The organism is Cellulomonas sp. P2_F12 (assembly GCF_056403775.1).
This window is the reverse complement of sequence record NZ_JBFUEV010000002.1, coordinates 546539-566179: the sequence shown is the minus strand read 5'-3', so window position 1 is coordinate 566179 and position 19641 is coordinate 546539. Positions and strand designations below refer to the sequence as shown.

The 19641-nt window shown below is 73.8% G+C and carries 16 protein-coding genes; 8 read left to right on the top strand and 8 right to left on the bottom strand.

The features are described from left to right. Positions 1–13: 13 nt before the first annotated feature. The 4 genes from AC1DWH_RS07400 to AC1DWH_RS07385 are packed head-to-tail and all read right to left on the bottom strand — an operon-like array spanning position 14 to position 5762. The gene (locus tag AC1DWH_RS07400) at positions 14–1441 is read right to left on the bottom strand and encodes an MFS transporter (protein ID WP_477093113.1); all 1428 of its coding nucleotides are present in this window, start codon (positions 1439–1441) and stop codon (positions 14–16) included. Beyond that, positions 1425–2495 (bottom strand): DNA polymerase domain-containing protein, encoded by a 1071-nt coding sequence (locus tag AC1DWH_RS07395; RefSeq protein WP_477093112.1) that lies wholly within the window; start codon positions 2493–2495, stop codon positions 1425–1427. The genes AC1DWH_RS07400 and AC1DWH_RS07395 overlap by 17 nt, the downstream gene beginning before the upstream one ends. Positions 2496–2547: 52 nt before the next feature. Next, positions 2548–5496, bottom strand: a complete 2949-nt coding sequence (locus AC1DWH_RS07390) for a helix-turn-helix transcriptional regulator (protein ID WP_477093111.1) — start codon at positions 5494–5496, stop codon at positions 2548–2550. Beyond that, complete coding sequence (locus tag AC1DWH_RS07385) at positions 5493–5762, bottom strand: hypothetical protein (RefSeq protein ID WP_477093110.1); 270 nt, start codon at positions 5760–5762, stop codon at positions 5493–5495. Before AC1DWH_RS07385 ends, AC1DWH_RS07390 begins: the two co-directional genes overlap by 4 nt. A 215-nt stretch (positions 5763–5977) precedes the next feature. Here AC1DWH_RS07385 and AC1DWH_RS07380 point away from each other — a divergent pair, with 215 nt between their 5' ends. The 5 genes from AC1DWH_RS07380 (at position 5978) to AC1DWH_RS07360 (ending at position 11199) form a co-directional block, all read left to right on the top strand. Next, on the top strand, positions 5978–6343 hold the full coding sequence (locus AC1DWH_RS07380; protein ID WP_456846889.1) for a VOC family protein: 366 nt from the start codon (positions 5978–5980) through the stop codon (positions 6341–6343). A 139-nt stretch (positions 6344–6482) separates the two neighbouring features. After that, the gene (locus AC1DWH_RS07375; protein WP_477093109.1) at positions 6483–6887 is read left to right on the top strand and encodes an ATP-binding protein; all 405 of its coding nucleotides are present in this window, start codon (positions 6483–6485) and stop codon (positions 6885–6887) included. 211 nt (positions 6888–7098) lie between these two features. Beyond that, positions 7099–8907: a MinD/ParA family ATP-binding protein gene (locus tag AC1DWH_RS07370; RefSeq protein WP_477093108.1), complete on the top strand. Its 1809-nt coding sequence runs from the start codon at positions 7099–7101 to the stop codon at positions 8905–8907. Between the two features lie 166 nt (positions 8908–9073). After that, on the top strand, positions 9074–9700 hold the full coding sequence (locus tag AC1DWH_RS07365) for an RNA polymerase sigma factor (RefSeq protein WP_477093107.1): 627 nt from the start codon (positions 9074–9076) through the stop codon (positions 9698–9700). 95 nt (positions 9701–9795) lie between these two features. Then, on the top strand, positions 9796–11199 hold the full coding sequence (locus tag AC1DWH_RS07360; protein WP_477093106.1) for a hypothetical protein: 1404 nt from the start codon (positions 9796–9798) through the stop codon (positions 11197–11199). A 210-nt stretch (positions 11200–11409) separates the two neighbouring features. On the opposite strand, the gene AC1DWH_RS07355 is transcribed toward AC1DWH_RS07360, so the two are convergent. Beyond that, positions 11410–11937 carry a hypothetical protein gene (locus AC1DWH_RS07355; protein ID WP_477093105.1) on the bottom strand — a complete coding sequence of 176 codons (528 nt, stop codon included), beginning with the start codon at positions 11935–11937 and terminating at the stop codon, positions 11410–11412. A 91-nt stretch (positions 11938–12028) separates the two neighbouring features. Between AC1DWH_RS07355 and AC1DWH_RS07350 the strand changes: the two genes are divergently transcribed. Both AC1DWH_RS07350 and AC1DWH_RS07345 read left to right on the top strand, forming a co-directional pair. Next, positions 12029–12979 carry a 5'-3' exonuclease gene (locus tag AC1DWH_RS07350; protein ID WP_477093104.1) on the top strand — a complete coding sequence of 317 codons (951 nt, stop codon included), beginning with the start codon at positions 12029–12031 and terminating at the stop codon, positions 12977–12979. Positions 12980–13151: 172 nt separating this feature from the next. Next, the gene (locus tag AC1DWH_RS07345) at positions 13152–13706 is read left to right on the top strand and encodes a DoxX family membrane protein (RefSeq protein ID WP_477093103.1); all 555 of its coding nucleotides are present in this window, start codon (positions 13152–13154) and stop codon (positions 13704–13706) included. Between the two features lie 4 nt (positions 13707–13710). On the opposite strand, the gene AC1DWH_RS07340 is transcribed toward AC1DWH_RS07345, so the two are convergent. Then, positions 13711–14232, bottom strand: a complete 522-nt coding sequence (locus tag AC1DWH_RS07340) for a hypothetical protein (RefSeq protein ID WP_477093102.1) — start codon at positions 14230–14232, stop codon at positions 13711–13713. A 103-nt stretch (positions 14233–14335) separates the two neighbouring features. Here AC1DWH_RS07340 and AC1DWH_RS07335 point away from each other — a divergent pair, with 103 nt between their 5' ends. Further along, positions 14336–14866: a ribonuclease H family protein gene (locus tag AC1DWH_RS07335; protein ID WP_477093101.1), complete on the top strand. Its 531-nt coding sequence runs from the start codon at positions 14336–14338 to the stop codon at positions 14864–14866. Positions 14867–15065: 199 nt separating this feature from the next. Here the strand turns inward: AC1DWH_RS07335 and AC1DWH_RS07330 are convergent, their stop codons facing one another. Both AC1DWH_RS07330 and AC1DWH_RS07325 read right to left on the bottom strand, forming a co-directional pair. After that, entirely contained in the window at positions 15066–15572 is a 507-nt protein-coding gene (locus AC1DWH_RS07330) for a DUF3806 domain-containing protein (protein ID WP_477093100.1), read from the bottom strand. 148 nt (positions 15573–15720) lie between these two features. After that, the gene (locus tag AC1DWH_RS07325) at positions 15721–19608 is read right to left on the bottom strand and encodes a S8 family serine peptidase (protein ID WP_477093099.1); all 3888 of its coding nucleotides are present in this window, start codon (positions 19606–19608) and stop codon (positions 15721–15723) included. Positions 19609–19641: the final 33 nt, after the last annotated feature.

Sequence of the window (19641 nt, the reverse complement as noted above, 5' to 3'; positions counted from 1 at the left end):
TGGTGCCGCCGGCTCACGCTGCCGGGCGCACCGCGTCCGCGCTCGACGGCACGGTGACCAGCGAGATCACCGCGCCGCCGGCCAGCAGCGCGGCGCAGACGAGCATCGCGATGCGGTTGGCGGGCTCGAGGGTCGCAGGGTCCGTCAGCGACGAGCCGACCCCGGCGGCCAGCGGCAGGACCGCGATGGCCAGCAGGCCGGCGACGCGGGCGACCGCGTTGTTGACACCGCTGGCGACGCCGGCGAGGTGGTCGGGGGCCGCGGCGAGCGCGGTGGTGGTCAGGGGCGCGACCGTCGCCGAGAGCCCGAGCCCGAAGACCAGGACACCCGGCAGCACGTGCGTGAGGTACGGGGAGTCGGGGCCGATGGTGCCCAGCAGCGCGGCGCCGACCGCGCACACCAGCGGACCGACCGTCATCGGGATCTTCGGGCCGATGATCGAGCTCAGAGCGCCCGCCCGGGGGGAGAGCAGCAGCATGAGCAGCGTCACCGGCAGCGGCGAGAGCCCGGCGGCCAGCGGCGAGTAGCCGGCGACCACCTGGAGGGTCACCACCAAGAAGAAGAAGAGACCCGAGATCGCCGCGTAGATGAGCAGGGTCGCCGCGTTGGTGCCCGCGAACGGCCGCCAGCGGAAGAGCGCGGGTGGGAGGAGCGGGGCTTTCGCGCGCGACTCGGCGAAGACGAACGCGACCAGCGCCGCGACGCCGAAGGCCAGCGAGCCCCACACGAGCGCGTCCGGCTCCCCACGCTCGGTCCAGGCCGTGAACCCGTACGTGATCCCCGCCAGGCCGAGCGCACCGAGGACCGTGCCGGCGATGTCGAGCTTCTTCTGGGCGCTCGGGTCGGTGCTCTCCGGGACCCGCCACATGGCCACGACCACGACGAGCGCCGCGAGCGGGATGTTGATGCCGAAGATCCATCGCCACGTGGTCACCTCGACGATCCAGCCGCCGAGGAACGGCGCGACCGCGCCAGCGATGCCACCCAGCCCCGACCAGGCGCCGATCGCGCGGCCCCGGTCCGGCCCGCTGAACGACGACTGGAGGATCGCCAGCGAGCCCGGCGTGAGCAGCGCAGCGCCGACGCCCTGCACCGCGCGGGCGGCGTTCAGCGCGCCGATCGTCGGCGAGACCGCACAGGCCAGGGACGCCACCGCGAACCACACGACGCCGACGAGGAACACCCGGCGCCGGCCGAACCGGTCGCCCAGCGAGCCGCCTAGCAGCAGGAACGACGCGAGCGTCAGGGCGTACGCGTTGACGGTCCACTGGAGGTCGGCCGTCGTCGCGTCGAGGTCCTCGGCGATCGTCGGGAGCGCGATCGTCACGACCGTGGCGTCGATGAACGCGATCGCGGAGCCCAGGACGGTCGCGAACAGGACCCATCGGCCGCGCCCGGAGGCGTAGACCAGGGCCGCGGGAGGGTCAGCGGGGGCGGTCACGGTCCTTGCTCGGCTGGACCCTCTTGGGCTCGCCGGGCATCTTCGGGTACTCCGGGGGGTACGGCAGGTCGCCCTCGCCGTGGTCCGACTCCTGCCGGTCCGCCAGCTCGAGCAGCGACTCGATGGAGTACCGCGGTGCCGCGCGGGCGACCAGCGGGGCGAACAGGTCGCCCACCTCGGCGAAGCGGGCCGGCATCGTGGTCACGTCGAAGTCGTTCGGGTGAACGTCCGCGACCTCGTCCCAGCGCAGCGGTGCCGACGTCGTCGCACGCGGGTTGGTGCGGATCGAGTACGCGGAGGCGATGGTGCGGTCGCGAGCCATCTGGTTGTAGTCGACGAAGATCTTTTCGCCGCGCTCCTCCTTCCACCACTTCATGGTGACCTCGGCCGGCATCCGGCGCTCGAGCTCGCGGCCGAACGCGATGGTGGCGCGGCGGGCCTCGACGAACGACCAGCGGGGCTCGATGGGCACGAAGACGTGGATGCCGCGGCCGCCCGACGTCTTCGGCGTTCCCTCCATGCCGTGCTCCGCCAGCAGCTCCCGGACTCGCGGGGCCACCCGGGCGGCGTCGGAGAAGTCCGTGCCCGGCTGGGGGTCGAGGTCGATGCGGATCTGGTCGGGAGCGTCGACGTCGTCGTCGAGCACCGGCCAGGGGTGGAACGTCAGCGTGCCCAGGTTGGCGGCCCACGCGACCACCGCCAGCTCGCTCGGGGCGACCTCGTCGGCCGTCCGGCCGCTCGGGAACGTGATCCGGGCCGTCTTCACGTACTCGGGCGCACCCTGCGGGACGCGCTTCTGGTAGAACGCGTCGCCGGTCGAGTCCGCGCGGGTGGCCAGCTTGGCGCCCTCGAACACGCCCTTGGGCCAGCGCTCGAGCGTCGTCGGGCGGTCCAGCAGCGCGCCGAGGATGCCGTCGCCCACCGCGATGAAGTACTGCACGACGTCGAGCTTGGTCAGGCCGCGCTCGGGGAAGTAGATCTTGTCGGGGCTGCTGACCCGGACGGTCCGGCCGCGCACCTCGAGTTCGACCGCGGGAGTCTTCGACGGAGACATGCTGCTCAACCTAGGTGCTGGTCACGGCTCGTGCCCATCAACCCGTGGCCTCTCAACCCGCGCCGATCAGCCCGCGCTGGTGGGCCACCGACACGGCCTCCGCGCGGCCCGAGACGCCGAGCTTGGCCAGCAGGTTGGAGATGTGCACGGAGACGGTCTTGCCGGAGATGAAGAGCTTCTCGCCGATCTGCCGGTTGGAGAGCCCCTGGGCGACCAGCGCCAGGACCTCGGCCTCCCGGGCGGTCAGCACGTCCGCACCGCCGACGCGGATCCCCGGCAGGTCCAGCCGCCCGCGCCGCGCGAGGCCCCGGACCGCGCTCGCCAGCGGCTCCGCGCCCATGGCGTCGGACTCGGTCAGGGCGATCCCGGCCTCGCGCAGGGCGGCCTCCCGGTCGCCGTGCTCGAGCAGGGCCTCGGCGAGCCGGAACCGGCTGCGCGCCACCTCGTAGCGGTAGCCGTAGTCGAACTCCGCGACGGTCGCCCGCCAGAGGTCCACGTCGTTGGTGCCGGCGAGCCGCGAGTGCTCGGCGTGGGCCCGGGAGAGCCAGGCCCGGCCCTCGGGCCCGAGCCGTCCGCCGCGCGGTCGTCCTCGCTCGGCCGTCGTCGCGGCCCGTTCGATGAGCCGGTCGCCCAGAGCGACGCGCTCGGAGACGTCCTTGCCCAGCAGCCGTTCCTGCGCGGCCGCGTCGGCGAGCGCGCCGAGCGCGAGGGCGACCAGCCAGATGCCGCCCAGGAAGTAGTCCGACCACGCCCGCCACAGGTGCTCCAGCAGCCGCAGGGACAGCGCGATCGCCTCGTCCAGCTCGCCGCGCCACGTGTGGGCGTCGATGGTGCATCCGCCCGCCACCAGCGCGATCAGGCCGTCCCGGGCCCAGCTGGGCTCCAGGGCGTGCCCGCGCTCGGCGGCGTCCTCGTCACCACGCGCGACCGCTGCGTACAGGCTGACGGCCAGCAGGGTCGGCGCCAGGTCGTCGGGCACCGCGCCGATCGACGCCGGCGTCAGGTCTCCCGAGACGTATCGGATGAGCTGCGTGAACATGTGCAGCTCGACCCCGTAGACGCTCCACGTCATGCCGAGGGAGCGGGCGCGCTCGACCCCGTCCGCGGTCACCTGCGTGGCGCCGGCGATGTCCCCGGCGTAGTACCGGTTGCTCGCCAGGTTGAAGGTCGTGCGCAGCTCGGTGACGTAGTCGCACGCCTCCTTGGCCCGGGCCAGCGCCGTCTTCAGCAGCTCCGCCGCCCGGTTCTCGTCGTCCACCACGAGCACCGCGAGCGTCGTCAGGGCGTCGGACTCCGCGTCGGCCGCGTCGACCGCCCGGGCCAGCTCGACCGCGCTCGTCGCCGCCACCTCCGCCTCGGCGTCGAGGTCGGCGTTCAGCGCGCTGCGCGCGTACGTGGCGAGCGCCCACGCCCGGGCCGGCGACGGCGTCTCGGGCAGGTCCGCCAGCGCGCGGGAGGACTGCTCCAGGGCGTCGTGGATGCTCTCGACCCCGAGCAGGTACCGCGCGAGGCTGGTCCGCAGGCTCGCCTGCCGGTGCACGTCGCCGGCGCTCTCCTCGACCGCGGACCGGGCCAGCTGCACCGCGCGGTCGACCTGCCCCGCACGGCTCGCCGCCCCCGCGGCCTCGACGAGGACGTCGATGTGGTCCCGGATGGCGGAGGCCTCCGGCACAGGCGCGGGAGCACCGGCACGCTCGCCGCGGCCGAGCGCCGCCGTGACCTCGGGGACGGCCTCCCACAGGCGCAGGACCACCTCGAGGTGGCGCAGCTCCTCCGCGGGCGCGAGGACCTCGTGCGCCTGCTCGGCGGCGTCGAGGGAGGCCAGCAGCGCCGTCGGCAGGTCGGGGGCGCGCAGGGCGTGCGAGGCGAGCTGGGACGACGGCCCGAGGGAGGGGTCGTCGCGAAGCACCCGCAGGTACGCCCGGTGCAACGAGGACTGCTCCCCGGGCAGCAGGTCGGTGTAGACGGCCTCGGCCAGCAGGGCGTGCCGGAACGCGATCAGGTCGTCCTCGCCGACGAGCACGTGGTGGGCGACGGCCTCGCGCAGCGCGGTGTCGAAGACCCCGGGGGCGGTCAGCTGCAGGTCACCGTCGGCGGACACCGCGGCGCGCAGCAGCGGCTCGGACACGCGGCGGCCGGCGGCGGACGCGATCCGCGCGAGGCGCTGCACGGACGGGTCGAGCTGCTCGAGCCGGGAGCGCAGCACGTCCGCCAGCGACCACGGGAGCTCGTCGGCCTCCGCCCCGGCCTCCAGCAGCTCCTCGGCGAAGTACGCGTTCCCCTCCGAGCGGTCGATCACCCGGCGCAAGGTGCTCTCCGTCAGCGGCGAGCCGCTCAGCGCGGTGGTGAAGTCGCGCAGCTCGTCGTCGGTGAACGGCGCCAGGTCGAGGCGCTCGACCCGGGGGTGGCGCGCGAGCTCGGCGGCGACCGGTCGCCACGGGTGGCGCCGGTGCAGGTCGTCCGTGCGGTAGCTGGCGACGACGAGCAGGTGCTGGTCGCGCAGCCGGGAGACGAGGAACCGCAGCACGTCGCGGCTCGAGGCGTCCGCCCAGTGCAGGTCCTCGAGCACGAGCAGCAGCGGGTGCTCCGGGCCGCCGACGGACCCGAACGCCTCGATCAGGCCGTCGAACAGCTGCAGGCGGTTCGCCTGGTCGTCGGGCGCCGACCCCGAGCCGCTCGGGCCGGGCAGCAGCCGCGCGAGCGCCGGGCGGTTGGCGACCACCGCGTCCACCGACTCCGGGGCGAGCGTGCGCAGCTGGGACAGCGCCTCCGCGAACGGCAGGTACGGCAGCCCGATCTCGCCGAGGTCCACGCAGTGGGCCACGACGACCGTCGCGCCGGCCGCGTTCGCCAGCTCGGCGACGTGCCGCAGCAGCCGGGTCTTGCCGACGCCCGCGTCCGCCCCGAGCAGGACCACGGACGGCTCGCCGACGCCCGCGCGCTGCAGCGCCAGCGTGAGCTGGTCGACCTGCAGCGCGCGGGCGACGAAGGGTGTGCTCATCGAGCCACGTGCCATGCCCCAGATCCTCGCAGCAGCCACCCACGCGCGGCAGTGGCCAGCGGGTGCGCCAGTCGCACGGGCCGCAGCGAGCCGTCGGGTCGAGCGGCGACCGCGACGCTGCCGAGCTCACGAGTGATCGCCTGGACGTCGTGCTCGTGGTGCCCGGCGTGCTCGTCGTCGGCCGGGATACCGCGGAGCGCGGTGAACAGGCGCTCGTGGCGGTAGGCGAGCTCGGCGTCGAAGGCAGGTCCCCAGAAGTCAGCCATGGTGTCCTCCTCATGTACGCCGGACGATCTGCCCGGCTCTCGTTGACAGGTACGACTGTCGTCGTGAGGTGTGGGTCCGCGGATCGGGAGGGTGACGGGTTCTCGGCGCTGGATCGGCCGGCCGCTCGCCTGAGGTGGGGTGCCCTCGGCCTGAGGTCCCCGTGTGGGTGTCTGAGGTACCTCAGACGGGGCTGACCAGGTGCAAGATGTGCCGCATGGGACTGGTGCAGGTCGCTCAGCGGGCGACGGACCTCGATCGCGCGGCCGCCTTCTACGCCGACCTCCTGGGCGCTCCGCCGACCGCGCGGTTCGACCCGCCCGGCCTCCTCTTCTTCGACCTGGACGGCGTCCGCCTGCTGCTCGACCAGGGAGCGCCGTCGGCGCTGCTCTACCTGCGGGTCGACGACGTGGCCGCGACCGTCGAGCGGCTCCGGGCTCGAGGAGTCGTCGTCGACTCCGAGCCGCACGTGATCTTTCACCACGACGACGACACCCTCGGCCCCGCGGGCACCGACGAGTGGCAGGCCTTCGTGCGGGACTCCGAGGGCAACCTCGTCGGCCTGGTGAGCCACCAGCGCTGACCCCGAGCGCGGGGTCGGACGACCCCCTCGCCGACGTCCGTTCACCCGGACGCGTCGGCGGTCCCCCCGGGCACGACCGTCCGCCGTCGGGCACTCTGGTCGGGTGGGTGATGTGCGAGATCTCCGGAGCGCTGCGAGCGTGCGACGTCGTGACGCGCACATCATCGACGCCGAGCTCGTCGTCGAGGCCGAGCGCTCCGCCCCCCGCGCGGCCCGGCACTGGGTCATGCGGACGATCGCCGACGCCGGCGTGGGCGGCGCCTCCAACCAGGTCGTCGAGCTGCTGACCGGGGAGCTCGTGTCCAACGCCGTGGTGCACGGACCCGCCGCCGGTGCCGTCCGGGTCCACGTGCGGATCGACGGGTCGACGGTCCGCGTGGGCGTCCGCGACACCGGCGGCGGCACCCCGACCGTCGGGCACCCGGAGCCGACCGCTCCGAGCGGGCGCGGCCTGGCGCTGGTCGAGGCGCTGTCGTCCGACTGGGGGATCCAGGCCCACCCCGACGGCAAGACGGTGTGGTTCGAGGTCCTCGCCGACGACTGAGCCCGTCGCCCGCGGCGACACGCCCGGGTTGTCCGGCAGTGCCCGATCTCACGTCCGAGCCGCCCGATGCGTCGTCGGACCCTGCTCAGCGCCCCGACGGGACGCCTCCCGGAGGTGCGCCAGTGCGCTGGCCTGCGGTTCGACGATGCACGCGGGGCCCGCGCGGCGTAGTTTCGGGTGCGGACGACTGGGAGCGAGGGGCAACAACACCATGAGTGACGGCACCGACGGGCAGAACACGACGACGGCGACCCGACTGCCCGACATCCGCGCCGAGGTGCGCGACGACGGCACCGGTGAGATCTCGGTCGACGGTGTCATCGAGCAGGTGCGGATGGCCAACCTCGCGGAGGCGGGTGCGGCGATCACCAGTCGCATCGCCGCGCTCGCCGAGTCGGTGGGCCGGCCTGTGCCTGTGCAGGTCCGCGACCCCGACGGGGTGTGGTCGCTGCTGATCCACCCGGACGGCCTCGTCGACGAGGCGCCCGGCCCGCTGGCCGAGGATGCCGAGTCCGCGGAGGCCTCGTCGGACGAACCGCCGGCGACGTCCGGAGCGGTCGAGAGCGTGAGCGAGACCACCGACACCTCGTCCGCCGACGACGGCGACCGCGAGGAGGGCTCCGGCGCAGCAGCCGCAAGCTCCGCGGCCCGCAGCGGTTCCGCGCGGACCGGGGCGGCCACGCCCGCGGGAGGGCAGCCGGTGCCGACGACGTCCGCGTCCGCCGGTCCGGCATCGACACCCGCCTCCGGCGGCGGCGCCGTGCCCGGCGCCTCCTCACCGTCCGCCGGCCCGTCGCCCGCCGAGCGCAGCGGCCCGCGGCCCGAGGTGGCCATCGCCGCGGCGGCAGCATCGGCAGCGTCGTCGTCGCCCGCATCGTCGACCGCACCAGCGGCGTCTCCCGCGGCATCGGCGGCAGCCGGGGCTGCCGCAGCTCGGGGACCTGCGGCGACGCGCGGAACCTCCACGCGGTCGGCGCCGACGACCACGGGGTCCGACCCGGCTGCGGCTCCGTCCGCCGGCGCCGCGACGGCGAGCGGGCTCACCGGAGAGCGGTTGGGCGCGCCCTCGTCCGGGTCGTCCCAGCCGCTGCCCACCCTCGACGACCTGCTCGCCGCTCGTCACCCGGTCTCGGACGGACCCGCGGAGCACGGCTGGAGGGCCGGCGTCCGACGCGTCACCTTCGGTGGCATCTCCCCGCGTCCCGGCCGGGTCGAGCGTCGTCGGCGCGTCGCCTCCGCGTCCGTCCGGCGGACCCTCGACGGTCCGAAGACGGTCGTCATCATCAACCCCAAGGGCGGCGCCCACAAGACGACGGCGACGATGCTGCTGGCCGCGACGTTCGGCCTCCAGCGCGGCGGCTACACCCTCGCGTGGGACAACAACGAGACCCGCGGGACGCTCGGGTGGCGGTCGTCGCACGCCGACCACACCCGGACCGCCGTCGACCTGCTCAACGCCCTGCCCGCGCTCGGGTCCGAGGGCACCGTCCGGATCGGCGACCTCGACGGCTTCGTCCGCACCCAGCCGAGCGAGCAGTTCGACGTGCTGGCCTCCGACGAGAACTCCGCCTCGGCCTCGTCGGTCGACGCCGCCTCGTTCTCGTCCCTGCACCAGGTGCTGTCGCGGTTCTACCGGGTGATCGTCATCGACACCGGCAACAACATGCGCGCGTCGAACTGGCAGGCCGCCGTCGGTGCGGCCGACCAGATCGTCGTGGTGTCGACCGTGCGGGAGGACACCGCGCAGTCCGCCGCCTGGGCGCTGGACGCCCTGCGCGCCACCGGGCACGACGAGGCCGTCCGCCGCGCCGTGACGGTGCTGTCCGCCCCGGAGCCGAAGGTCGACAAGGACCTGCAGCGCCGACTCAAGACGCACTTCGGGGCGCTCACCCGTGCCGTGCTGGAGGTGCCGCACGACAAGGCCCTCGTCGCCGGCGGCCCCATCGACTACGACGCCCTCAGCACCACCACCCGCGACGCGTGGCTCCGCGTCACCGCGGTGGTCGCCGACGGCCTCTGAGTCCGCGCCCGTCGCAGCGGGCGCTCGCGGTCGGTGCTCGGCAGCCCTCGGGCTCGTCCGCCCGCACGGCTGTCGAAAACACGTCGTTCGGTGGTGCAAGTTCGTCGTCCCTCGCGACAGAGTGCAGGTGTAGGCCTTCGCCCGACCACGACCACCTGGGAGCACTGTGCCGTCGCCGACACCGAGCACGCCGGACCTCGAGCCCGACGACTCGCCGCTCGACGGCCGGCCGGCGGGAGCGGCCGGCGTGTCCGCCCTGCCGGACGAGGCCGTGCCCGATCCGACAGACGACCCGCAGTCGGTCGACCAGTCCGGTCACGATGCCGCCTGGTTCGAGGCCGTGGTCCGCGACCATGCGTCGGCGGTGCACCGGTTCGTCGTCCGGCGGGCCGGTCGCGACGAGGCCGAGGACCTCACCGCGGACGTGCTCGCGACCGCCTGGCGCCGGCGCGCGGACGTGCCGGACGGCGCCGAGCTGCCGTGGCTGTACCGGACGGCGGGCTTCGTCGTCGCGAACCATCGCCGCAAGGGGCGCCCGGTGCCGGTCGGTGACGTGCCGGACGAGATCGACGACGACGACCCGGCGGTGCGCGCGGTGCAGGACGAACGGGTGCGCGAGGTGCTCGGTGCGCTGGGGGCCAGGGATCGGCAGATCCTGCTGCTCAACGCGTGGGAGGGCCTGACGGGTGATGCGCTGGCGGACGTGCTCGGCATCGGACGGGGTGGGGCGGACGCCGCGCTGAGCCGGGCCCGTGCCCGCCTGCGCGAGGCGTGGGCCGTCGCCGGAGCCTGACGACACGAACATCCAGCCCCGCCGGTGCAAGCAGCGCCCCCGTCGGCACACAGACGGGGTAGAGAGCAGCGCACCCGCGACCAGGAGGCACGACCGTGGACGACCGCACCGAGCACGAGACCCCCGCACCCGGCGAGCCGCCGGCCGACGACGTCGCCTTCGCCCGGCTCCAGGCCGCGGACCCGGCCGCGGGCAGCGAGCCCGATCTCGCCACGTTGACCGCCGCCGTGTCGGAGCGCACGGGGGTGCCGCTCGCACCGGCCGGAACGCCGGTCCCCGACGAGCTCGCCGCGCGCCGGAGCCGGCGCGCCCCCCGCTGGCTGCAGATCGCGGCGGCGGTCGCGGGTGTCGCGGTCATCGGTGCCGGCAGCTATGCCTACGGCCTCAACAACGCCCCGGAGACGGTGACGGCGGCGCCGCCGATCTCGCTCGGCGGCGCGGCGCAGAACGAGTCGGCGGCGGCACCGGACGTGGCGATGGCTGCCGGTGCCGCGGACTCCTCGAAGCTCATGTACCCCTGGTACGGCGGCCGGACGGTGTTCACGGCGAGCGGGCTGTCCACCGAGGGCGGGTCGGGCAAGGCGTGGGGCTTCGACGCCGCCGGCACGTACTCGCAGGAGACGATCGTGGCCGCGGCGGCTGCTCTGGGCGTGCAGGGGCAGCCGCGGCAGGAGTACGGGACGTGGGCGGTGGGCACCAACGACGGCACGGGTCCCTCGGTGTCGCTCTCCGCCGACGGCCTGGCGAGCCTGTCGTACTACGACCCGACGAGGGACCCCTGGAACTGTGCGGTCGCGACGCCGGACTCCGCGGGGTCACCCGCGGGCGACACGGCCGGCGGCGACGTCGCGATGCCGGAGCCGGGCATCGACAAGGGCGGGTGCGTGAACACCGCGCCGGCGGCGACGGGCGACAGCGCGATCGCGCAGGCGAAGGACACCCTCGCGTCGGTGGGTGTCGACACCGCCGGCTACCAGTTCGCGGCGTCGACCGACCCGGGCAACCCGCAGGTCACCACCGTGACGGGCAGCCAGGTGGTCGACGGCCAGCAGACGGGCGTCACGGCGAGCGTCACGGTCGTCGCCGACGGGGTCCAGTCCCTGTACGCCCCGTTGGCGCCGCTTGTCGAGCTGGGCTCGTACGACGTGGTCAGCCCCACCGAGGCCGCCGCGCGGCTGGGCGACCCGCGGTTCGGGGCCTCGGGCGGCGGCGTGATGCCGATGGTCGCCGACGGCATGAAGGTGGCCGACGACTCCGCGGCGTCCGTCGCGCCCAACCCCGACCCGACGGTCCCCGCGACGCCCGCCCCCGGCAGCCCGCTGGCCTGGCCGGTCCAGGACGTCACGCTGGTGTCCGCCCGCCTCGGCGTCGCGCTCACCACGCTCCCGACGGGCGCGTCCGTGCTGGTGCCGACGTACGAGCTGGCCGACGCGGACGGCGTCACGTGGAGCGTCATCGCGGTCGTCGACGACCAGCTGGACTTCTCCGCGGCCGGCTGACCGCACGGCGCGCGAAGCACGAAGGCCGGCCGGCGCCGGAGGGGCGCCGACCGGCCTTCGTCATGCCCGTTGCTCGACCCGCCGGACGCTCGCCGCGCCGGCCGCCACCGTCCGGTCTCGTCGTCGCCCTGGCCCCGCGAGAACAACGTGGGACGCGTTCCGAGACCTCATTCCGCGTCCCAGGTTGTTCTCGTGCCTGTGCCGGCCCGTTCAGGTGGTGACGAAGCAGTACAGCGTGTCACCCGCTTCGCGCGCCCCGCGGGCCAGGTCGGCGAGGCGGCCGAGGAAGCCCGCCAGGGGTGCCGGGTCGGCTTCGCCGAAGAACTCCTCCGTCTGCGACCACGGGACGGCCGCCGTCGCGAGCGTCTCCGGGGAGGCGTCGACGAGCGCAGCGGTGAGGGTGGGCGTCAGGCGCACGACGAGCCGCTGGCCGCCGTCGCGCTCGGCGACGACGTTGCCCTCCTCGAGACCGTCGATCACGTCGTCGTAGGAGCGTCCCGTCAGGATCTCCTCGAGGGTGGCCAGCTGGACGACGGGCTCGATGCCGCCGCCGTCGACGGTCGGGTAGGCCTCGACCGGCCCGCCTGGGACGTGGACCGGCTCCGCCTTCCGGTGGAAGAACCCGCGCTTCTTGGTGACCGGCGCCCCGCTCGCGTCGGCGGGGCCGCCGAGCCGGTCGACGACGGCAGCGGCTGCGGCGTCGGACGGGGCGGCGAAGTACTCGCACAGCACGCTCATGGTGGCGATCCTGGCAGCGATCGTCGCGTCGCGCGGCCCGTTCGGGTGCTGGTCCCCAGCCCTCGTCGGTGGTTCCTGCCAGACTCGCCGCATGGCCGAACGCACCGAGAAGCTGCTGCTGCTGGACACCGCCTCGCTGTACTTCCGCGCGTACTTCGGGGTCCCCGCCTCGGTGAAGGCGCCCGACGGCACCCCGGTGAACGCGGTGCGCGGGCTGCTCGACATGATCGCCACGCTGGTCACGGTCCACCGGCCCACGCGGCTGGTCATGTGCTGGGACGACGACTGGCGGCCGCAGTTCCGCGTCGACGCGATCCCGTCGTACAAGGCCCACCGGGTCGCGGTCGAGGTGCCGGGCACCACGGGCATCGAGGAGGTGCCGGACACCCTGTCGCCGCAGGTCCCGGTCATCGTCGACGTCCTGGCGGCGCTCGGCATCGCGCGCGTCGGAGTGCCGGGGTACGAGGCCGACGACGTCATCGGCACCTTCGTCGCGCGGGAGGTGGCCAAGCGAGAGCGCGCGGCCGTCGACGTCATCACGGGGGACCGGGACCTGTTCCAGCTGGTCGACGACGAGGTCCCCGTGCGCGTGCTCTACACGATCCGCGGCATCCGGGACCTCGAGGCGATCGACCAGGCGCGGCTGAAGGAGAAGTACGCGGTCCCGTCCGGGCCTGCCTACGCCGACATGGCCGTGCTGCGCGGGGACCCCAGCGACGGCCTGCCCGGCGTGCCCGGGATCGGCGAGAAGACGGCCGCGCAGCTGATCCACCGGTACGGGTCGCTGGTCGGGATCCTCGCCGCGCGCGACGCCGGCGACCCCGGGCTCACGGCCACGCAGCGCAAGCGGCTGGTCGAGGCCGCGCCGTACCTCGAGGTGGCTCCCGCGGTCGTCCGGGTGGCTCCGGACGCACCCGTCGGGGACATCGACGACCGGCTGCCCAGCGTCGTGGCGGACGCCGAGGCGCTCGTCGCGCTGGCCGAGCGGTGGGGTCTCTCGTCGAGCGTGAAGCGGGTCGTGGACGCCCTCGCGCTCGGATGACTACGTGTCACTCGAACGGGTGAATTGCGCCGATCGAGTGGAAATCGGACGTATCAGACATGGACACCTGTCCTCTTGCTGGGACGTGAGTTACCGACCGGTAGCCGCATCCCGCCGGAGATCACCGGCACCCAGCGCCCCGACCAGGGGTCTGACCGGAAAGGCACGTCCCATGTCCTCCGCCACCACCCTGACGTCCACCGCGCGATCCGCGGCCGGCACGTCGGCCCCCGTCCCGAGCAACACCCTCGCCCGTCCCGCAGCCGCACCCTCTCGGCTCGCGCGAGTCGAGGTGGGGATCGCCGGGGTGCTCACCCGCTACTCGATCACCGCCCTGCGGATCAGTCTCGGGCTCGTGTTCCTCGGCTTCGGCGTCCTGAAGTTCTTCCCCGGCATGAGCCCGGCGGCGGAGCTGGCCGAGCGCACCATCGGCACGCTGACGCTGGGCCACGTCGGCCCGACGGCGGCGCTGCTGCTCACCGCGATCATGGAGACCGTCATCGGGCTCACGCTGGTCACGGGGCTGTTCCTGCGGACCGGCCTGGTGATCCTGGCCGGCGCGCTGGTCGGCATCATGTCGCCGCTGGTGCTCTTCTACGGCGAGCTCTTCCCCGCCGGCGGACCGACCCTGACGGGTCAGTACGTGGTCAAGGACATCGTGCTCGCCTGCGCGGGTGCGGTCGTCGGCGCCGCGGCGCTCGGTGCTCGCCTGCGCCTGCCGGAGTGAGGCGTCAGTCGTTCACGAAGACGTCGGGAGCCGCCTCGTGCCAGCCGTCCGCGCTGGCCGGGGCGGTTCCGCCCGTCGTGACTACCATGAGCTCGTCGTTGACGACGAGACGGCCGCCCGCGTCGGCGGACGTGCAGCTCTTCGTCGGCAGGTCGCCCTTGACGACGGCGAGCACGCAGACCAGGTGCGTCCGCGACACCCCCGCGTAGTAGCTGGCGGTCGGCGTCGCGACGAGGAACCGCGTGCTGTCCGCCGCGATCTGGCTGCCGGCGAGGTCGTCGACGGCGACGATGTCCGTCGAGCGCTGCGGGCGGGCGAACACCGAGAGCGCGGTCGTCGGATCGACGGAGACCGTCGCGACGGGGTGCTGAGCCAGCTTCACCCAGACCATGCCGCCCAGCACCAGGGCCGCCGCGGCGACCAGGATCAGGCCGGTGAGCAGCGGCGAGCGCCGCGTGGGCGCCTCGCGGTCGCCGAAGCCGGTGAAGGTGTCGGTGAAGAAGTCCGTGTCGTCGAACGTCGTCATACCGTGCACATCGGCCGGAATGCCCACCGGCCTGAGCGCTCGCGTGCAGAATGACCCCGTTCGGGTGCAGGGAAGCCCCGGGGGCAGGGCAGAATCACCCCCCGTGATCACGGTCAGCACGGACGGCTCCTGCCTGCGCAACCCCGGCGGGGCCATCGGGTGGGCCTGGGCCAACCACGACGGCAGCAGCGCCAGCGGCGGTCACGCGTCGGGCACCAACCAGATCGCCGAGCTCATGGCCGTGCTCGAGGCCATCCGCTCCCACCCCGGCGACGAGCCCCTCACCATCCAGGCCGACTCGCAGTACGCGATCAAGTGCTCGTCGGAGTGGGTGCACGGCTGGAAGCGCAAGGGCTGGCGCACGGCCGCCGGCGGACCCGTGCAGAACCTCGCGCTCATCCAGTCCATCGACCAGTCCATCGCGTCCCGGCCCGGCGCGGTGACGTTCGTCTGGGTGCGCGGTCACCGCGGCGACGAGTTCAACGAGCGTGCCGACGAGCTCGCGGGCATCGCGGCCCGCGGCGTACGCGACGGCGCCCCGGCGGAGGCGACCCCGGCGGTCTTGACACCGGTCCCGGCTGTTCCGGTGGCGGCTCCTGCGCCCGCAGCCCCCCAGGCCGACGTCCTCTTCTGACGCCGCCAGACCGTAGCGCCGGGCGCCCCCGACCCTCGTGCTGGGCGCCAGACCCCTCGCGTGAAGACTTCGTAGCGCCTGGTGCGACTAGGTCTTCACGCAAAGCGGCTGCGTCGCCGGCGACCGCCCGCGGTCGGGGCGCTCGCCCGAGAGGGCGCCGTCGCGGCCACCCGGCCGCGGCCGATCGCCGCGAGGCGGGTCAGTGGGGCTGGCGCTCGCTCGCGAGGATCGCGAGGGCGCCGCCCGCCGCCTCGTGCACGTACTCGGACACCCAGCCGACGGGTGCCTCGCCCCAGCTCTTCGCGACGGCGGCGAGCGGGAAGACGACGAGGTCGTGCTCGGGGTGCGTCAGCACCAGCTCGGGAGCGCCGTCGCCGTGCGCGGAGCCCCAGACGAGGCCAGGCACGCGCTGCGCGACGAGGTCGCCCAGCGAGACGCCGAACGCGTGCACCAGCGACTCCGGGTCGGTGCGGTCCTGCGACTGCAGCCAGATCGCCTGCACGCGGTCGAACAGGTCACCGAGCGACTGCGTGTCGACCGTGCCGGAGCAGAGGCCCGTGATGATCTCGCGGTGCTGCGCGGTCCAGACGATCTCGGCGCTGTTCAGCGGTTCGACGCGCACGGAGCGGTTCTCGTCGGCGGGTGTGTGCGGGTGCGGCACCACGGACCCGTCGGACGGGCGCGCGGAGCGTCGGAACATTGCCATGCCCCTGTTATCGACGCCGCGCGCGCCGTGCTTGACCCGCCGCGCGGTTGAATCCCCCGGGAATCCGCGGCACCGGCGTCGGACCCGGACGCGCGAGGGCCGCGCCGACCCGGAGGTCGACGCGGCCCTCGTCAACGGGCCCGCAGGCTCAGCGGGTGACCGTCAGGTACCTCGAGATCGCCGTCGGCAGGTAGCCGGCGTCGCCCCGATAGGTGGCCAGGACGACGCCCGAGCGCTGCACCGACGGCAGGGTCGCGGTGGCGACGCCGTTGACGAGCGGCACGGTCGCCACCTTGGTCAGGCCGATCCGCACGACGACCGAGCCGGTCGGCGCGGGAGCGCCCTTCGGGCCGACGACCTTGATGGTGATCACCGGCGAGGAGCCCTTGTGCACGGTCCACGACGACGTCCCCATCGCGGCCCGCGACGCCAGCGGCGTCACCGTGAACCACCGCTGGGCCTGCGACGCGGACACGTCGGCGTTGCCGCTGTAGACCGCGGTCAGGCGGTGGTGGCCGGCCGCGAGCGTGCTCGGCAGCACCACGTCGGCGACGCCTCGCAGCCCCGTCACCACGAGGGTGCCGGTGGCGACTGTCACGGAGCCGTCCTTGATCTCCACGGTGCCGGTCGGCGGTGCGGTCGCACCCTTGACCACGATCGCCGCCTTCGTCGTCGACCCGTACGGGGCGGCGGCGCGGGACAGCGTGAACGTCGTGGTCGAGGTCGACTGCACGATCTCCACCGGCACGGCCGGCGAGGTGGACGCCGCGTACAGCGCGGGGTCGTCGGGCGTGAACGCCGCCGTCAGGGAGTGCGAGCCGGCGCCCAGCTTCACTTTCACGGTCGCCGAGCCGTAGGTGACGGCGGACGAGCCGACCGTCGTGGTCCCGTCGAGGAACGTGACGGTGCCGGTGGCCTCGGCGGGGGCGACGGTGGCCGTGAGCGTCTGCTCCTGGCCGGCCTTCGTCCCGCCGGTGACCGCGAGGGTCGTGGTCGTCGGCGTCGCCGGCTCACCGGTGGCCACCTGCACGACCGTGGACTGACCCGTGTCGCCGTAGTCGACGAGCCCGAGGTAGGTCGTCCTCGGCGTGAGGTCGGTCCACGACGCCGAGTACGTCACCGGGATGCCCTGCTGGCCGGCCAGCACCGCCGGGTCGAGGCCCAGCGGAGCTCCGCCCGGGACCACCGAGGTCACCGTGGTGTCCCAGGTGACGCCGGCACCGGCGCTGTAGACGTCGACCAGCACCGCGTAGGTGGCGGCGACCGGGTTGAGGATGTCGACCCGCTCGTCGGCCGACCCGGTCGCCGACTGCCAGCCCGCGACCGGGGTGCCGGCGGCGTTGAGGCGGTAGACGGTCAGGTCGAGGTCGGTGGTGTCGTCCAGCGCGTCGAGGTCGAACCGCGCGAGCCGGGCGCCCGCCGGGACGGCTACCAGGTACTGCGCCTGGTCGCCGGTGGTCCCGGAGCCGCTGTGCTCGGTCTCCGTACCCGTGGGGTCGGCCAGCAGCTGACCGGCGGAGAGACCGGTCGTCGCCAGCGGGATGTCGCCGTCGCCGCCGGGGGTCACCTCGACCGCGACCGACCCGGTCACTCCCGTTCCCTCGACAGACGCCGGGGCGACGAGCGTGACGGGCTGCACCGCGATCGGGCTGCGCACCGCGGTGCTGCCCGAGGTCCAGGTGAGCGAGCCGGTGGTGAACTCGTCGAGCGGGGCATCCGTGCGGCTGAACGTGACCGTGAAGGTCTTCGTCTCGCCGGCGGCCGCGAACACGAGCTGTGCGGGCTCGACCACCGCGTCGACGCCTGCCAGGCCCTGCACCGACGAGGTGAAGGTGCCGGCCTGCGTGGACGTGACGGTGCGGGTGATGGTCTCGGGGGCGGTCAGGCTCCCGATGCCGATCGAGGCGATATTGAGGTTGCTCGCGTCGATCGGGTCGACGCCGGTGTCGTAGCCGACCCCGGCGAGGTACGCGTACCAGTCGGGCAGGTCGTTCAGGTAGAGCAGGCCCGGCTCGAAGAACTTGGTCGGGTCGACGTGCCCGGCGCCCTGCGAGAACGGGTCGGTCACCGGCGCGCCAGCGGCGTCGACGGTGTCGTAGGCCGTGGTCATCATCGCGGACTTGATCTCGGCGGGCGTCGCGTTCGGGCGCACACCGAGGTAGAGGGCCGCGAGGCCGGCGATGTGCGGCGACGCCATGGACGTGCCGGACAGGAAGTGGAACGTCGGCTCGGCGCCCTGGGCATTGGCCCCGGCCGCGAGGATGCCCACACCGGGTGCGGTGATGTCGGGCTTGATGATGTCGCTGCCGCCGGCGAGGGCCGGGCCGCGCGAGGAGAACCCGGCGACCTGCGGGACCGGGGGCGTGGTGCCCAGCGAGTTGCCCGTGGTGAACGTCGCCGTGGCGCCGGGGGTGGCCGCGTAGTGGACGACGGCGTCGTGGTAGACGTCGCTGAGGTGGACCGTCGGGACCGAGTGGAAGTCCGTGTCGATCGAGCCGGGCGTCACGTTGACCAGGACCATGCCGATGCCGCCGACGCGCTTGACCTCGGCCGACTTGGCGACGCGGTCGTAGACGCCGCGCTCGCAGACGATGATCGTGCCGGGCTGGACGAGCGCCGGGTCGAGTGATCCTGGAGCGCACAAGTTGGCGTCCTTGCCGCCCGTGAGCGCGACCGCCGTGGAGTTCACCAGGTTGCCGGTGAGCGGCTCGGCCGACGGGTCCATGTTGACGGTGATCGACGAGCCCGCGAAGGCCTCGCCGTCGCCGAACGTGACCGTGGCCTCGTAGGTCGGGATCGTCGACGCGGCGACCGTGGTGTACCAGGGCGACGCGTGGTCGAGCGTCGAGGCGCCGGGTCCGGAGTTGCCCGCCGAGACGGCGACGAAGATGCCGGCCGCGGCCGCGCCGAGGAACGCGTAGTCGGTCGGCTGCAGGACGGTCGTCGCCGAGCCGCCGCCGATCGAGAAGTTGATGACGTCGACGCCGTCCGCGACCGCCTGGTCGATGCCCGACAGCAGGTCGGTCGTGGTGCAGCCGTCGTCGGTCGTGACGCTGGGGTCCGGTCCGGACCAGCAGACCTTGTACGCCGAGATGCGCGCTGCGGGTGCCACGCCGGTGATGGTGCCGAAGTCGATGCCGCCGATCGCCGTCGGGGTGGCGACGTTGCCCGCCGCGGTGCTCGCGGTGTGCGAGCCGTGCCCGTCGCCGTCGCGCGGGGAGACGTACTCGCCGGTGGACGCGTCGCCGATCTGGTCCGCGCCGAACCCGTCGAGGTAGTAGCGCGCGCCGATGACCTTGGTCGAGCAGTCGTCGGCGGTGAACTGCTCACCGGTCTGGCACACGCCGTGGAAGACGTTGCCGTCGCCCTTCGTGTACGTGATCGTGCTGCCGTCGAGGTGAGGCTCGGGGGCGACCGAGGTGCTCAGCGAGCTCCCCGCGAACGCGGGGTTCTCCGGCGCGATGCCGGTGTCGAGGACACCGAGCACGACGCCCTTGCCGGCCTGGTCCGCGCCGCCGACGGAGTCCCAGACGCCGCCCGGGCCCTCGAGCCCGAGGAAGGCCGTCGAGGGCTCGGCGGTGAGGTGGTGGAGCTCGTCGGGGACCACGGAGAGCACGTCGTGGTCGGCCAGGAGGTCGGCCGCCTGCTGCGAGGTGAGGTCCGCCGAGAAGCCGTTGAGGGCCAGCGTGTAGGAGGCGTCGATGGAGACGCCGGCGTCGTCGGCGACCTTCTGCTGCTTGTCGGCCAGGTAGTCGCTGTACTTCTTCGCCGGGGCCTGGCGGGCGTTGAGCTGGTCGCCCTTGGCCGGCTCGGTCGCCGCGTAGCCGCTCACGCCGCCGTCGTAGGTGGCGACGGCGTCGTCGGCCAGCGTGACGATGTAGCGCCCGGGATCGAACGACGTCTGACCGGTGTCCTTGGTGGGGATGGTGCCACCGAACGGCGGCGGTGCCGCCGACGCCCCTCCTGCTCCGACCAACGCGGTGGTGACCGCTACTGCGAGAGCTGTGAAAGCAGCGAGGACGGGTCGACGTGGCATGTGCGCATCCCTGGCTCGAGGAGGATCGACAGA